At 61.4% G+C, this 14,870-nt stretch carries 15 protein-coding genes and 1 tRNA gene; 5 read left to right on the forward strand and 11 right to left on the reverse strand.

Translation table 11 applies throughout. The features are described 5' to 3' along the window. Window positions 1-304 precede the first annotated feature (304 nt). From gcvH to lipA, 3 genes are read left to right on the forward strand one after another with little or no spacing between them, the layout of a single operon-like run. On the forward strand, window positions 305-682 hold the full coding sequence (gcvH, locus tag QN377_RS21810; RefSeq protein ID WP_095002731.1) for a glycine cleavage system protein GcvH: 378 nt from the start codon (window positions 305-307) through the stop codon (window positions 680-682). 49 nt (window positions 683-731) lie between these two features. Beyond that, entirely contained in the window at window positions 732-1,985 is a 1,254-nt protein-coding gene (gene glyA, locus QN377_RS21815; protein WP_322213180.1) for a serine hydroxymethyltransferase, read from the forward strand. A 25-nt stretch (window positions 1,986-2,010) separates the two neighbouring features. Continuing rightward, on the forward strand, window positions 2,011-2,988 hold the full coding sequence (gene lipA, locus QN377_RS21820) for a lipoyl synthase (protein WP_150627984.1): 978 nt from the start codon (window positions 2,011-2,013) through the stop codon (window positions 2,986-2,988). 36 nt (window positions 2,989-3,024) lie between these two features. On the opposite strand, the gene QN377_RS21825 is transcribed toward lipA, so the two are convergent. The 11 genes from QN377_RS21825 to QN377_RS21875 form a co-directional block, all read right to left on the reverse strand. Further along, the gene (locus QN377_RS21825) at window positions 3,025-3,912 is read right to left on the reverse strand and encodes a metal ABC transporter solute-binding protein, Zn/Mn family (protein WP_322213179.1); all 888 of its coding nucleotides are present in this window, start codon (window positions 3,910-3,912) and stop codon (window positions 3,025-3,027) included. Beyond that, on the reverse strand, window positions 3,913-4,812 hold the full coding sequence (locus QN377_RS21830; protein WP_095018972.1) for a metal ABC transporter permease: 900 nt from the start codon (window positions 4,810-4,812) through the stop codon (window positions 3,913-3,915). Beyond that, a complete protein-coding gene (locus QN377_RS21835; RefSeq protein WP_095018971.1) occupies window positions 4,809-5,564 on the reverse strand; it encodes a metal ABC transporter ATP-binding protein in 756 nt (251 codons plus the stop codon). The genes QN377_RS21830 and QN377_RS21835 overlap by 4 nt, the downstream gene beginning before the upstream one ends. Continuing rightward, a complete protein-coding gene (locus QN377_RS21840) occupies window positions 5,561-6,502 on the reverse strand; it encodes a metal ABC transporter substrate-binding protein (RefSeq protein ID WP_095025035.1) in 942 nt (313 codons plus the stop codon). Before QN377_RS21840 ends, QN377_RS21835 begins: the two co-directional genes overlap by 4 nt. Window positions 6,503-6,536: 34 nt before the next feature. Then, window positions 6,537-7,091: a DUF6162 family protein gene (locus QN377_RS21845; RefSeq protein WP_322213178.1), complete on the reverse strand. Its 555-nt coding sequence runs from the start codon at window positions 7,089-7,091 to the stop codon at window positions 6,537-6,539. Continuing rightward, window positions 7,088-7,423: a hypothetical protein gene (locus QN377_RS21850; protein ID WP_095002723.1), complete on the reverse strand. Its 336-nt coding sequence runs from the start codon at window positions 7,421-7,423 to the stop codon at window positions 7,088-7,090. Before QN377_RS21850 ends, QN377_RS21845 begins: the two co-directional genes overlap by 4 nt. Next, entirely contained in the window at window positions 7,423-7,962 is a 540-nt protein-coding gene (locus tag QN377_RS21855; RefSeq protein ID WP_095002722.1) for a thiamine pyrophosphate-binding protein, read from the reverse strand. Before QN377_RS21855 ends, QN377_RS21850 begins: the two co-directional genes overlap by 1 nt. Further along, complete coding sequence (locus QN377_RS21860) at window positions 7,959-9,158, reverse strand: PepSY-associated TM helix domain-containing protein (protein ID WP_095002721.1); 1,200 nt, start codon at window positions 9,156-9,158, stop codon at window positions 7,959-7,961. Before QN377_RS21860 ends, QN377_RS21855 begins: the two co-directional genes overlap by 4 nt. Window positions 9,159-9,450: 292 nt before the next feature. Next, complete coding sequence (locus QN377_RS21865; protein ID WP_322213177.1) at window positions 9,451-10,401, reverse strand: siderophore-interacting protein; 951 nt, start codon at window positions 10,399-10,401, stop codon at window positions 9,451-9,453. A gap of 70 nt (window positions 10,402-10,471) precedes the next feature. After that, on the reverse strand, window positions 10,472-11,797 hold the full coding sequence (locus tag QN377_RS21870) for an Nramp family divalent metal transporter (RefSeq protein ID WP_095025038.1): 1,326 nt from the start codon (window positions 11,795-11,797) through the stop codon (window positions 10,472-10,474). A gap of 14 nt (window positions 11,798-11,811) precedes the next feature. Further along, the gene (locus tag QN377_RS21875) at window positions 11,812-12,762 is read right to left on the reverse strand and encodes a 2-hydroxyacid dehydrogenase (protein ID WP_095018968.1); all 951 of its coding nucleotides are present in this window, start codon (window positions 12,760-12,762) and stop codon (window positions 11,812-11,814) included. 202 nt (window positions 12,763-12,964) lie between these two features. On the opposite strand from QN377_RS21875, the gene gltX reads away from it, so the two are divergent. Together gltX and QN377_RS21885 are read left to right on the forward strand one after the other, a co-directional pair. Further along, a complete protein-coding gene (gltX, locus tag QN377_RS21880) occupies window positions 12,965-14,446 on the forward strand; it encodes a glutamate--tRNA ligase (protein WP_095018967.1) in 1,482 nt (493 codons plus the stop codon). A gap of 347 nt (window positions 14,447-14,793) precedes the next feature. Then, window positions 14,794-14,869, forward strand: a tRNA-Ala gene (locus QN377_RS21885). Window position 14,870 lies beyond the last annotated feature (1 nt).

Here is a 14,870-nt window from a genome sequence, read left to right on the forward strand (position 1 = left end):
AGATGTGTATAAGAGACAGGCATTCAGTGCGCGCAGCGTACGTTGGTTCGAGTGGTGTGATTCTGCTCCAGTGGAATGATTTCGCTCCGTACCCATCCTGACCCCGCCCTTGCGGGATCAACCCGCCAGACCCTCTCCAGAGCTGGAGCAGTTTCACTCCACTGCTTTCGTCACAATGCGTTCTTTTTTATTTAAGTTATTGATTTTAAAGGTTTTTTAAAACTTGGCATTGCCTTTGCTCTTGTCCTGTCAGTTGCGTCTGTTCGTCCTGCACCAGGACACATTGATAACAAGAGAAAAGTCCATGAGCACTCTGCGTTTTACTCCTGAACACGAATGGCTGCGCCTGGAAGCATCGGGCCATTTGACCGTTGGCATTACCGACTTTGCCCAGCAGGCACTGGGTGATGTGGTGTTTGTGCAGGTACCCGAGCTGGGGGCGTTCGAGGCAGGTCACGAAGTGGCCGTGCTGGAGTCGGTCAAGGCAGCCAGCACTATCACCATGCCGCTCACCGGAGAGGTGGTGGCCGTTAACCAGGCTCTGGCCGATGACCCGGCACTGGTCAATGCCTCACCCATGGGCGAAGGCTGGTTCTTTCGTATTTGCATCGAAGACATGTCGGCTTTCAACGATCTGCTCGACCAGCAGGCCTATGACGCCTTTGTTGCCGAAAACGGCTGATATCGCCGCGCAGGCATTGCTTGAATCTCTAATAAAAAGGAAATCCCTCATGTTCCATAAAAGCCTGACCCTGTCCGATTTCGACCCCGCCCTGTTCTACGCCATTACCCGCGAGGCGCAACGTCAGGAAGAGCATATCGAGCTGATCGCCTCGGAGAACTACACCAGCCCGCAAGTAATGCAGGCCCAGGGCACCGAGCTGACCAACAAATACGCCGAAGGCTACCCGGGCAAGCGTTATTACGGCGGCTGTGAGCACGTTGATGTGGTCGAACAACTGGCCATCGACCGCGCCAAACAATTATTCGGCGCAGGCTATGCCAACGTCCAGCCGCACTCCGGCTCACAAGCCAACGCGGCGGTGTACCTGGCGTTGCTGCAAGCAGGCGACACTCTTCTGGGCATGAGCCTGGCTCACGGCGGCCACCTGACTCATGGAGCCAAAGTCAGTTCATCGGGCAAACTGTACAACGCGGTGCAATACGGCACCGACGCCAATGGCCTGATCGACTATGACGAGGTCGAACGCCTGGCCCTGGAACATCGGCCCAAAATGATCGTGGCCGGGTTCTCGGCCTACTCCAAGACCCTGGATTTCCCGCGTTTTCGTGCCATTTCTGACAAGGTCGGGGCGTATCTGTTTGTGGACATGGCCCATGTCGCCGGGCTGGTGGCGGTCGGTTTGTACCCCAACCCGCTGCCTTACGCCGATGTGGTCACCACCACCACCCACAAGACCCTGCGCGGGCCGCGGGGCGGGCTGATTCTGGCCAGGGCTGATGCCGATCTGGAGAAAAAACTCAACTCGGCAGTATTCCCCGGCGGGCAGGGCGGCCCTCTGATGCATGTAATCGCTGCCAAGGCGGTGTGCTTCAAGGAGGCGCTGCAACCAGGCTTCAGGGACTACCAGTTCCAGGTGATCAAGAATGCCCAGGCCATGGCTGAAGTGTTCAAGCAGCGCGGCTATGACGTGGTTTCCGGCGGCACCGACAACCACCTGTTTCTGGTCAGCCTGATCCGCCAGGGCATTACCGGCAAGGATGCCGACGCAGCACTGGGCCGTGCCCATATCACTGTCAACAAAAACGCTGTGCCCAACGATCCGCAGTCACCGTTCGTGACCTCGGGCCTGCGTATCGGCACCCCGGCGGTGACCACCCGTGGCTTGCAGATACCCGAGTGCCGTGCGCTGGCCACCTGGATCTGCGACATCCTCGACCATCCGGGCGATGCGGCGATCGAGGCCCGGGTTGCCCGTCAGGTCGGCGAGCTGTGCGCACTGTTTCCAGTGTATTCGGCCTGAATGCATACCCGTGTGGAGCCAAGTCATGAATGCACCATTGCCTGTTACCGGCCGCCCGCAGCCCTTGCAGACCGGGGTAAAACTGCGGGGAGCCGAGAAGGTGGCGCGTATCCCGGTGAAGATCCTGCCCACCGAAGAAATCCCGCGCAAGCCAGAGTGGATCCGCGTGCCCATTGCCACCTCGCCCGAGGTGGCACGGGTCAAGGCGCTGCTGCGTAAGCACAAGCTGCACAGTGTGTGCGAAGAAGCGGCCTGTCCAAACCTGGGCGAGTGTTTTTCGGGCGGTACAGCGACCTTTATGATCATGGGTGATATCTGCACCCGGCGCTGCCCGTTCTGCGACGTGGGGCACGGCCGGCCCAAGCCTCTGGACAGGGACGAGCCGAAAAACCTGGCGATTGCCATTGCCGACCTGGGCCTCAAGTATGTGGTGATCACTTCGGTGGACCGTGATGACTTGCGCGATGGCGGCGCGCAGCACTTTGTCGATTGCCTGCGTGAAATCCGCAAGCTGTCGCCCGGTGTGCAACTGGAAACCCTGGTGCCCGACTATCGCGGGCGCATGGATGTGGCGCTGGCGATCACTGCGCAGGAGCCCCCCGATGTGTTCAACCACAACCTGGAAACCGTACCGCGACTGTATAAAGCCGCACGCCCGGGGTCGGATTTCGGGTGGTCACTGGATTTGCTGCAGAACTTCAAACACCGGGTGCCCCATGTGCCGACGAAGTCGGGGCTGATGCTGGGGCTGGGCGAGACGGACGAAGAGGTGATCGAAGTGATGCGGTGCATGCGCGAGCATGAGGTCGACATGCTGACCCTGGGCCAGTACCTGCAACCTTCGCGCAGCCACCTGGCGGTACAGAGGTTTGTGCACCCTGACACCTTCGCCTGGTTTGCCGAAGAAGGGTTGCGCATGGGCTTCAAAAACGTCGCCTCGGGGCCGTTGGTGCGCTCGTCCTATCATGCGGATAAACAGGTGCAGGGAGGCACATCGGCTTAGCCGGGTGCCACAAGCCCGCTCCCACAAGTACAGGGTTTACTTCTGAACAAGAGCCGTGATGATCGCTTCAAAGTTGCCCTGCAACTCAGTCACGGGATCGGTGCCATCGGCACCGATAACCACCAGCGTGCTGCCACCCTCGGCAATGGCTTTTTGTTCCTCGGCTGAAGGCTGGCGATGGTCCAGCACCAACGCCACTTCATTGTTTTTAAGGGTTTGGGTCAACCCTTGCAGTGATTCCGGTGTCCAGGTTTCATCACCCTTGTGATTGACCTCGACCCGCTCCAGATTCAACCCGCCAATCAGGTAATCCAATCGGTCGGACAGGCTCACCACACTCAAGTTGTCCGCCTGGGCCAACTGCGCTTCGCTGTCGGCGCTGAGCTTGAGCAGGCGCTGCTTGAGGCTCGCCAGATTGGCTTCGATCTGCGGCTTGGCATCCGGTGCCAAGCGCACCAGATCGGCAGCGATCACATCCGCCATGCGCCCCATATTGTTGCTGGTCAGCCACGGTTGGCTATTGAGGCCATCGACATGAACACCTGGTTGCACGGCAATGCCCGGCAGGCTGCCGTCCACCGGCCGCGCCGCGTCCACTTCAACAATGCGGATATTGCTGCGCCGCGCCATCGGGTACAGCGGATCGTCGCTCCACACGGAGCGCAGGCCGATCACCGCATCGGCTTCTGTGGCCAGCGAGTGCAGGGCCTGGGCACCACGGCTGCTGAAATAGGCACTCTGGCGGCTGCCCGGCAGGTTGGCCGGTGCTGCCCGTTGCAGTTTCACGCCGCTGTCCTTGAGCAGCAGTTCGCTCAACCCAAAGGTAATCGGCAGGCTGGCCAGTACGGTGGTTTCGGCCAGCACCGGGGTGCTCAACAGGCCGGTGAGGGCCAGGGCGAGGGTCAGTTTGCGCAGAGTGAACATTTATCCAATATTCCCTTTCAGGCTGGGCACCACGCCACGGGCGATGGCGGCGAGGGCGAAGGCGATGCCGGCCATCAGAATGATCGCGGCACCGGACGGGATCGGCAGGTCAAACACGATGGGCAGCAGAATGCCGCACAGGGTGCTGACGGTGGCGATCAGCACCGAGATCCAGAAAAACCCCTTCAGCGACTGGCTGAGCAATCGTGCCGCCGCCGCAGGAATCACCAGCAGGGCGCCGACCAGAATCGCGCCGATAACTTTAACGGCGGCGACGGTGATCAGCGTCACCAGAATCACGAACAGGTAGTCCAGCGCCTTCACGGCCACCCCACGTACAGCGGCCAGTTGCGGGTTGAAGCTGGCCAGCATGATGCGGTTGTACAGCGGCAAGCTGAGGCCCAGCACCAGCGCGCCGACCACAGCCAGTACCAGCAGGTCGTTACCGTTGACCGTCAATACCGAACCGAACAGCACGTTTTCGAGGATGTGCACGTTGATCTTGCCGGCCAGAATCAGCAGCAGGCTCGCGCCCAGGGCCAGCGACACCGAGAGGAACACACCGATCAGCGTATCCGGTGCCAGCCCGGTGCGGTTGCGCAGGTAGTTGAGCGAAATCCCGAACAGCAGGCAGTAGCCGAATAGGCTGCCATAGGGGCCGGTGTAGGGTTCGCCGAGCAGGATGCCGATGGCCACGCCGGTCAGTGCGGCATGGCCCACGGCCTCGGAAAAAAACGCAAAACGCTTGACCACTACCAGGGTGCCCAGGCCACCCAGCACGGGGCCGATCAGCAAGCCTGCGAGCAGGGCGTTGACCACAAAGCCATACGCCAGTACTTCTGGCAGATAACCGGCAGACGCCCAGCCCTGGACTAGCAAGCGGAAGGCTTCGTAACTCATGAAAGGGCGCTCCCGTGAGCCTTGGGATGGGTCGAAAACAGCGTGAGCAAACGTTCCGGGCTCAGGGTTTGTTCCGGCGCCCCGTCGAACAGCACCTGGCGGTTGAGCCCGGTGACACGCTCGGCCAGGCGCTTGACGGCGGCCAGGTCGTGTTCGATCCACACCACCGTGACCCCGGCCCGGCGCCAGTCTGTCAGCAGCCGCTCAAACACCTGGGCACCGGCTTCGTCCAGGGCCGACATGGGTTCATCCAGCACCAGCAATTGCGGTGCCGGGATCAGCCCCTGGGCCAGCAGCACCCGCTGGCGTTCACCGCCGGACAGCGCGCCCATGCGCCGCTTGCGTTTATCTTGCATGCCCACCCGTTCCAGCGCTTCGCCGATGGCCGGGGCGACCTTGCGCGACAACCCCATAAAGGCCGGGCGACGCTGGCACATGGCGGCCATAAAATCATCGACGGTCATCGGCAGGCCACGGTCGAATTCCAGTGCCTGGGGCACATAACCGATCAGCCCCGGCTCACCGGGCCAGTTCAGGCACAGGCGACCCTGATGGGGCATTTGCCCCAATAGCGTCTTGATCAGCGAACTTTTACCGCCGCCGTTGGGCCCTACCAGGGCATGCACACTGCCAGGGCGGATGCTGAAGCTGACATGATCGAGAATGGGCGTGCGCCCCAGGGTCAGCGACACCTGGTCAAATTCGACCCCCGGCCCGCAGGCCGTGACGCAGAGGCGTTCGGCGGCGGTCATGCGCCGGCCTCCTGGATTGCCCGGACCACGGTATTGAGGTTGCCGGTCATTTCTTTTTCGTACTTGTCGGCGCTGTAGTCACCGTAGGAAATGTGCGACAGCGGGTACAGCCTGACCCCTGACTCGCGCTGAATGGTGTCGACGTAAGTGGACGGGAAATCCATCTCGGAGAAGATCACCTTCACATCCAGTTCGCGCAATTGGTCGATGGTTTTCTTCAGCTGGCTGGGGCTGGGCTCGATACCGTGGGCAGGTTCAACCACAGCGGTGACTTCCAGGCCGAATTCCCGTAGCAGGTAGTCATAAGCCGCGTGCACCGTGGCCACGCGCAGGTCGGCATTGGGTGCCTGGGTCAGCTTGGCCAGGGCATCGGCGCGCATCTGGCGCAGGCGTTTGCCGTAGGCGCGGGCATTGGCGGTGTAAGCCTTGGCGTTGGCCGGGTCGAGCTTGCCCAGTTCGCGGGCAATGTTGTTGACCTGAGCGATCGAGGCGCTGATGGACAGAAAGGTATGCGGGTTGACCACCTTGCCTGCACCCCGTGCCGCGTTACCCGTGGCGGCCAGCAGCGGTACGTTCTGGTTGGCCTCGATCACCGGGATCTGCGGTTTTTCGCTGGCCTCGATCATGCGGTCGGCGAAGTCATCATGGCCCACACCATTGAGCACGATGACATCCAAGGTGCCGATGCGCTTGATGTCTTCAGCGCGGGGCTCGTAGGCGTGCGGGTTGAACCCGGCCGGAATCAGCGGCACCACTTCAGCCCTGTCACCGACGATGTTTTTCACATAGCTGTAGTAAGGGTGCAGGGTGATGCCGATACGCAGCGGCTTGGCCAGGGGCGCGGGCGCGGTGTCGGCGCTGACCAGGGGAGACAGGCAAAGGGCGAACAGGCTGGCCAGCAACAGGGTGCGGCGGCGCAATACAGATGAAATCGACATGGCGAGCAGTCTTCTCTCAGGGCAAGCGGTGGGTTCAGTGGCGGTGCTGACGGGTAACCCCGGCATCGAATTGCGCGATCACTTGTTGCCAGCCACTCTGGTTGAGGGCGGCATCGTCAAGGTCGGCAGGGACACTGGCGCCGGGATTGCGGTTAAGCCACACGTCCGGTTGGTCGCCAATGCGCAGCAGAAACGAGCCTGCCACTTCAGGGTTGGGGCTCAGGCCCAGGTACGCCTGCTCGCCGAGCAACTGCCAGGCGTGGTTGCCACGGCTCACCGAACTGGCGTCTTGGGCAAAGGGCGCGAAGCCTTCTTCGGCCAGTTGCGCGGGTTGGGGCAGGGCGGCGGACTCTTCGCGCAGCAGCAGGATTTCGTCCAGGGTGACCCGCAGGTCGGCATAGATCCCTTGTTCGGCGGCATTCAGGTCGCGGCGCGCATCCAGCTGATGGGCCGCCACCGACGTCACCTCGCTGGATTCATGACGCCAGGCCACCACCGAGCCGGCCACGGTCACAATCAGCAGGCACAACAGCAGCACATACAGGGTTTCATGCCCCGCCCCGGCCGGGCGTACGACTTGAGTACTCATGGGGCCTCGATATCGGCTTGGTCGATTTCAACGATATGCCCAGGGCCGGCGTCGAAGAGCACATAAAACTCGGCATCCGGACGTTTGAAGGTCAGGGTCGAATCGGCCCCCAGCTTGCCGGGTACCAGGATGGTTTCGTCGTAGCCGATCACGTCCAGGGTCACCCCCGGTGCGCCGCTGCCATCAGAAAACCCGCCGGTGCAGCGGATTTGTCCGTCTTCAATGGCCTTGCATTCGCACATCGGGTTGTGGGCCTGTGCCTGGCTGCAAACGCCGATCAAGGCGATCAGGGCCGTTGCCAGGGCAGGTGTTTTAAACAGGCGCGCATGCATTATTTCGCTCCTCGTTGGGCCAGCCAGGCGAGGGTTGCCGGTGAGGCCTGGCTCAGGGGAATGGCAGCCTGGTGCATGGAGCCGTCCCACCCTTCGAGGGTGATCCACAGCTCGGCATCGGCCTTGGTGCGTTCCGGGATGGGCAGGGTGGCGCCCATGCGATAAGGCGTGCCGAAGAAAATCACCCCGGCGGCGCGCAGGCTGCGCGGTTTGCCGATACGCAGGTAGGCAGCCTTGACCTGATCGATGCAGGTGTCACACAGGGCCGCGTTAAAACTTTTCATATAACCTGCCGGGCCATCGGGGCGCGGGGCCTCGTTGCGCAACTCGGCCAGTTGCAGGCTCCAGGGGCCGACCTGCACGGTGCCGATGTCGCGCTCGCCCAGGCCGCTGTCGCCGCGAAACAGGGAAGCGTCGGCAAAGTACTTGGGCATAAAGCCCAGCGGCACCAGTAACAGCAGGACATTGATGTGAAAGCGCCATTTGTGCCACAGCCGGCTCAGGGTGGACGCAGGCTGTGCAGCCGCTGCCTTGCTCATACATTGGCCTCTTCGTGCTGTGGTTTATGCGCCGAGACGGCGGCTGCCCGCCGGGGTTTTTCGCTGCGTTTGAGGGCATTGGCGGTGGCCAGGGCCGTCCGTTTGGTCCAGATCAACAGGCCGCTCAACACCATCATGCTGAGAATCAGGCCGAAGAAGAACCAGATCAGCTTGACCCACAACCCGCCAAAATCGCCGGTGTGCAGCGGGCGCATGGACTCGGTCACCAGCTCCAGCCCGGAGCGGTCGGCAATCATCCGTGAGCCTTCGATTGCGCCGTTGTACGGGTTGATGTCGGCAGTCTGGAACAGCAGCGGGTACCAGCCCGGGCCGCCCACCTCGATATGCCCGTAGGCATTGCTCGGCAGGCTGACAAAGCTGGCTTCCAGCCCCGGGATGTTGTCGGCGGCAATCTTGACCGCCTGATCGAGGCTGATCTGCGGTGCTGGCTTGCCGTCCGGCATAAGCGGCACATCCTGGCGGGCCACAACCGGCGGGTTGCCTGCGGTCGAGATGGAGATCTGGTTATCGAACATGAAAGCCTGGATCAGGAACCACAGGCCGGTGATGGAAATCACTGCAATAAACCAGATCGACCAGATGCCGCACAGGCGATGAAAATCCCCCCAAAAAATCCGCGCCCCGTGTTTGAAACGCAGGTTGGGCTTGAAAAAGCCTTTCCAGAACTTCTTGTAGACCACCAGCCCGGTGATCAGCGATGCCAGCAGCGGCAGGCCGAGGAATGACACCAGGTACCAGCCCCAGCTATAGCCGTTGGTAAAGGGCACCAGCCACCAGCCGTGGAGGGCGCGGGTAAAGGCCTTGAAGTCAAAGCTGGGGCTTTCGCCCTGGATCACCCCGGTATAGGGACTGATATACAACGATGGCGAGCGGCCGTCCGGGTACACCACGCTGGCCACCAGGGCAAAGTGCGACTCGTCCGGGCGGCTGATCGACTGTACGGCCAGCGTCGGTTCGGCCTTGTGAATGGCGCTCAGTACCTGCTCGTAAGTCAGCAGGGGTGCATCATCGGCCGGTTGTGTGGCACGGGCCTCGGGGGTGGCCAGCCAGACGATCTCCTGGCTGACCACAGCCAGCGTGCCGGTCACGCAGACAATCAGCACAAAGAACCAGATGGGCAGGGTCATCCAGCTGTGAACCAGGAACCAGAGTTTTGAACGGGATTTTTTGGACATGGGAAACGGCAAACTCGCGGCGGGGCGGGTGTGTAATCGCCATTGAGAAGCGACTGCTTATCCATGTAGGACGGATGAGAAGAGCAAAACCCGAAGCTAGATATGTAAAAAATTGTTTCTTGTTCTCATTCGCCTGTAGCAGCTGCCGAGCGGAGCGAGGCTGCGTTCGGCGGCGCAGCCGTCGTGAAGTCAAGCGCTTCGGTGTGTCAGGTAGATTGAGTGTTCAGGTTTTACGACGGCTGCGCCGCCGAACGCAGCCTCGTTCCTTCGGCAGCTGCTACAAGGGCCAGTATCACCCTAGCGACCGCCCCAGCTTCCAGTACCCCATCAAGGTCAGCCCCTTGCGGTCCATGCCGCACTCATGGACGAAAAACCGCCTGATCGCCATCACCGCCATCGATTCCCCGGCTACCCAGGCATAAAACTCATTGTGTTTGGCGCTGGCCCGCTCCCATAGGCGCTGGTTATCCAGATCCAGCTCTTGCAGTTCAGCGCACGCCCGGGCCTGCATGCGTCTGGGCGGCAGGCTGGCCAGTTCGCGGGCGGCCAGGAGCATGCCATCGCCATGCTGTTTGCCCAGGCTGGCACGCGGCAACCAGTGCACCTTGGTGTTCGGGCCACAGAACAAGGGCTGGCAGTCGGCTTCTTGAGGAACTTCAATAAAGGCCTGGACCTGGGGGGTGTCGGGGTGCAGGGCAAGTTCTTCAAGGATGCCGGCAATGGCTGGCAGCGCAGTTTCGTCGCCGATCAGCAACAGTTTGCGCATGCCTTGCGGTGGCTGCCATTCATAGCCACCGGGGTCGTCGGTGCAGGCTGCATTGGGCGCTGCGATCTGCAGGCGATCCCCCGCCCTGGCCTGGCTAGCCCAGCGTGTGGCGGGGCCGGTGACGCCGTGGAGAACGAAGTCGATATCCAGTTCGCCGGCTTCTGTGCGCAGGTTGCGAAGGGTGTAGGAGCGCATGGGTGGCACTGACTCGGGGCTCATATCCCGCAGGGGCGCTCGCCAGTCGCTCTGTTTGGGCAGGTTGGCGGTGGCGCCGTTGGCGCTGGGGAACAGTAGCTTGACCCGTTGGTCGGGTGCCAGGGTGCGCATCAGCGCCACATCGCTACCGCTGAACACAAAGCGCGTCAGTGACGGGCTCAAGGTGATGCGGTGCTTGAGCTGGATATCGAACAGACGATATCCCGCAGGCTTGCTCAGACGATTGCGCAGGTTTTGCACCAGGGTGGCAGCGGTGGACATAACAGCACCTCAATAGCAGGAGTCGTCTTGTATAACGAGCCATTGCGCGCCGAATTTAAGGGGCTGGGGGTTAGGCGCCGAACCCGATCTGTGCAATCAGCCACAGGTTGGCGCAACTGATGACTGCAAACAGAAACCACGCCAGCAGCCGCGTCGGCAGTCGGTTGGCGAACGGGCCCATAAGGCGTCTGTCGCTGGTCATGCGGATCAGCGGGTACAGGGCAAAGGGCAGTTGCAGGCTGAGTACCACCTGGCTGAGGATCAGCAGCTTGCCCACCGCATCGTCGCCCATCAGCCACACGCCCAGGAATGCAGGCACCAGCGCCAGCCCGCGGGTGATCAGGCGCCGTTGCCAGCAGGGAATCTTCAGGTTCAGATAGCCCTCCATGATCACTTGCCCGGCAATGGTGCCGGTGAATGTCGAGCTTTGCCCCGAGGCCAGCAATGCCACGCCGAACAGGATGCTGGCCATGGCCCCGCCCACCAGCGGGTCGAGCATGCGGTAGGCGTCCTGGATCTCGACCACGTCGGTATTGCCGGTCTGGTGGAAAGCGGCCGCAGCGAGGATCAGGATGGCGGCATTGACCAGCAGCGCCAGGGCCAGGGAGCCGATGGTGTCGATGCGTGAAAGGCGTACGGCATCCAGTTTGCTGGCGTAGTCGCTGCCGGTCAGGCGTGTCTGGACGATGGAGCTGTGCAGGTACAGGTTGTGCGGCATCACGGTGGCGCCAATGATGCCGATGGCGATGTACAGCGGTGCTGCGTCGCTGATGGCCGACAGTGACGGTTTGAAGCCCTCGAACACGTCGGGCCAGTAAGGTTTGATCAGTACCAGTTCGACAAAAAAACAACCGACGATAGTCATCACCAGCGCCAGCATGATCGCTTCAAGTCGGCGAAATCCCCTCCCTTGCAAGGCCAGCACCAGCAAGGTGTCGAAGGCAGTGAGGGCGATGCCGGTGGTCAGCGAGCAGCCCAGCAACAGATGGAACGCCAGCGCGCAGCCGAGTACTTCGGCCAGGTCGGTGGCGATGATCGAGATTTCCGCCAGCAGCCATTGCACCCGCGCCGAGCGCTTGCTGTAGCGCTCGCGGCACAGCTGCGCCAGATCGCGGCCGGTGGCGATGCCAAGGCGCGAACACAGGCATTGCACGGCCATACCCGCGAGGCTGGCGAGCAGTACCACAAACAGCAGGTGGTAGCCGTAACGTGAGCCGGCTTCGATGGCGGTGGCCCAGTTGCCGGGGTCCATATAGCCGATGCTGATCAGCAGGCCGGGCCCGGCAAAGCGCAGCACGCGCCTGAAAAACGGCGCGCTGGCGTCGACGGGCACGCTGCCACTGACTTCGGAGGGGCAGAAGGGCGCAGTGGCGGTTGTTGGCAGGCGGAATTTCAAGCGCAGGCTCCGGGTCAGGCAGGGTGGGGCAATGGCACCGGGGTGAGAACGGGTTTGCCGGCAAAAAACGCCCGCAGGTTATCGACCACCAATTGCACCGTGGCTTCGACCGCGTCGGGTGACTGGCCGGCCACATGCGGGGTCATGACCACGTTGCCGAGGGTCTTGAGCGGGTCGGGCACCCGCGGTTCGTCTTCAAACACATCCAGCCCGGCCCCGGCGATTTTGCCGGCGGTCAGGGCGCTGATCAGCGCCTGGGTATCGACCACACTGCCGCGGGCAATATTGATCAGGTAGCCCTCGCTGCCCAGGGCGTCCAGCACACGGGCGTTGACCAGGTGATGGGTGGCGCTGCCCCCGGGGGTGGCGATCATCAGGAAATCCACCGCAGCGGCCAGTTCCAGCACGCTGGCACAGTAGGTATAAGGCGAGTCGGGATGCGGCTGGCGGCTGTGGTAGCGGATGCTCATGTCAAAGCCGTGGGCCGCTCGTTTGGCGATGGCAGCGCCGATGGCGCCGAGGCCGATAATGCCCATGCGTTTGCCCGACAGTGACGGCTGGCACACCTTGACCCATTCATTGCGGCGGATGCTGGCGTCGGCCTGGGGGATGCCGCGCACCACGGACAACAGCAGCGCCATGGCGTGGTCGGCAACCGATGAAGCATTGGCCCCGGCGCCAAAGGTCACGGTAATGCCCAGGTTGCTGGCGGCCTGCAAATCGACCTGTTCGAAGCCGGCGCCGATCACGCAGATGATTCGGAGCAGGGGCAGGGCGGCCATTTCATCGGCCTGCAAGCCCAGCGGGCCGCGAGTCAGCACGGCGTCGATGCGGGCGCCGTGTCGGGCTATGGCTTCGGCGCGGCTGGCGGGGGTGGGCGCAAGGATCAGCTCGTAGCCCTGGTTCTCCAGCATATGCAGGTAATCGTTAACGCTCTCTACCAGCACCAGCACAACGTGGGGCATAGGTCTCTCCAGTCAGGGGATGTCGGGAATGAGCCGAGATTAACACCGGTATAGGCTGTTTTTCCCCGTATCAATTCGATACAAACGCTCTATTACAGCTTTTTTCAACCGTGTGGCGGCCGGGCTGAGTCCTGTACTGGAGCCGGGCCGGGTCGGCCTGTTACCATTCGCCCTTTGTTTTATCTTCACTTCGAGACCGCCCATGACCACCGTTCGCACGCGCATTGCGCCATCGCCTACCGGCGACCCCCACGTCGGCACCGCTTACATTGCTTTGTTCAACTACTGCTTTGCCAAGCAGCATGGCGGCGAATTCATCCTGCGGATCGAAGATACCGACCAACTGCGCTCGACCCGCGAGTCCGAGCAGCAGATCTACGATGCCCTGCGCTGGCTGGGTATCACCTGGAGTGAAGGCCCGGACGTCGGCGGCCCGCACGGCCCGTACCGTCAGAGCGAACGTAGCGACATTTACAAGAAATACACCCAGCAACTGGTGGATATGGGCCATGCGTTCCCGTGCTTCTGCACGAGTGAAGAGCTGGACCAGATGCGCGCCGAGCAAATGGCCAAGGGCGAGACCCCGCGCTACGACGGTCGTGCGCTGCTGTTGTCCAAGGAAGAAGTGGCTGAACGCCTGGCCGCTGGCGAACCTCACGTAATCCGCATGAAAGTGCCGACCGAGGGCGTCTGCGTAGTACCGGATCTGCTGCGCGGCGACGTTGAAATCCCGTGGGACCGCATGGACATGCAAGTCCTGATGAAAACCGACGGCCTGCCGACCTACTTCCTGGCCAACGTGGTCGACGATCACCTGATGGGCATCACCCACGTACTGCGTGGCGAAGAGTGGCTGCCATCGGCACCCAAACTGATCCTGCTGTATGAATACTTCGGCTGGGAACAACCGCAGCTGTGCTACATGCCGCTGCTGCGCAACCCGGACAAGAGCAAGCTGTCCAAGCGCAAGAACCCGACTTCGGTGACTTTCTACGAGCGCATGGGCTTTATGCCTGAAGCGATGCTCAACTACCTGGGCCGCATGGGCTGGTCGATGCCGGACGAGCGCGAGAAGTTCTCGCTGCAGGAAATGGTCGACAACTTCGATCTGAGCCGTGTATCGCTGGGCGGGCCGATTTTCGACGTTGAAAAGCTGTCCTGGCTAAATGGCCAATGGCTGCGTGATTTGCCGCTGGACGAGTTCGCCAGCCGCGTACAGCAATGGGCGCTGAACCCCGAGTACATGATGAAAATCGCGCCGCTGGTACAGGGCCGTGTCGAGACGTTCAGCCAGATTGCACCGCTGGCCGGGTTCTTCTTCTCCGGCGGCCTGCAACTGGATGCCAAGCTGTTTGAGCACAAGAAGCTGTCCAACGAGCAAGTGCGTCAATTGATGCAGTTGATCCTGTGGAAGCTGGAAGGCCTGCGTCAGTGGGAAAAGGACGCCATCACCGGCAGCATCCAGGCCGTGGTTGAAAGCCTGGAGTTGAAGCTGCGTGATGCCATGCCGCTGATGTTTGCCTCGATCACGGGGCAGGCCAGCTCTGTGTCGGTGCTGGACGCCATGGAAATCCTGGGGCCGGACCTGACCCGTTTCCGTCTGCGTCAGGCGCTGGACCTGCTGGGTGGCGTGTCCAAGAAAGAAAACAAAGAGTGGGAAAAGCTGTTTAACGCGATTGGTTAACAGGGCGTAAAAAACCGTAGCAGCTGCCGAAGGAACGAGGCTGGGTTCGATTGCGAAGCAATCGTAAAATCTAAATGCACGGTTTTTCAGTCAAATCGAGCATTCTGCATTTACGACGGCTATGCCGCCGGACGCAGCCTTCGGCAGCTGCTACAAGGTTTTGGTTGGGGTTTGGCCCCGTATTTACGGGGTATGAAGGGTAAGTGGTTGTTCTCACGGCAAATTTTTTTTAAAAAGTTTAAAAATAAGTTTGACAGCCTACCGATCCAGTCTTAATATGCGCCCCGTCAACACAGCAACACGAAACAAGCAGAACGCAACACAGCAACACCCAATACTGAAAGTTTGGGGCTATAGCTCAGCTGGGAGAGCGCTTGCATGGCATGCAAGAGGTCAACGGTTCGATCCCGTTTAGCTCCACCAA

This window comes from Pseudomonas sp. CCC4.1, assembly GCF_035019225.1.
Taxonomy (GTDB): domain Bacteria; phylum Pseudomonadota; class Gammaproteobacteria; order Pseudomonadales; family Pseudomonadaceae; genus Aquipseudomonas; species Aquipseudomonas bubulae.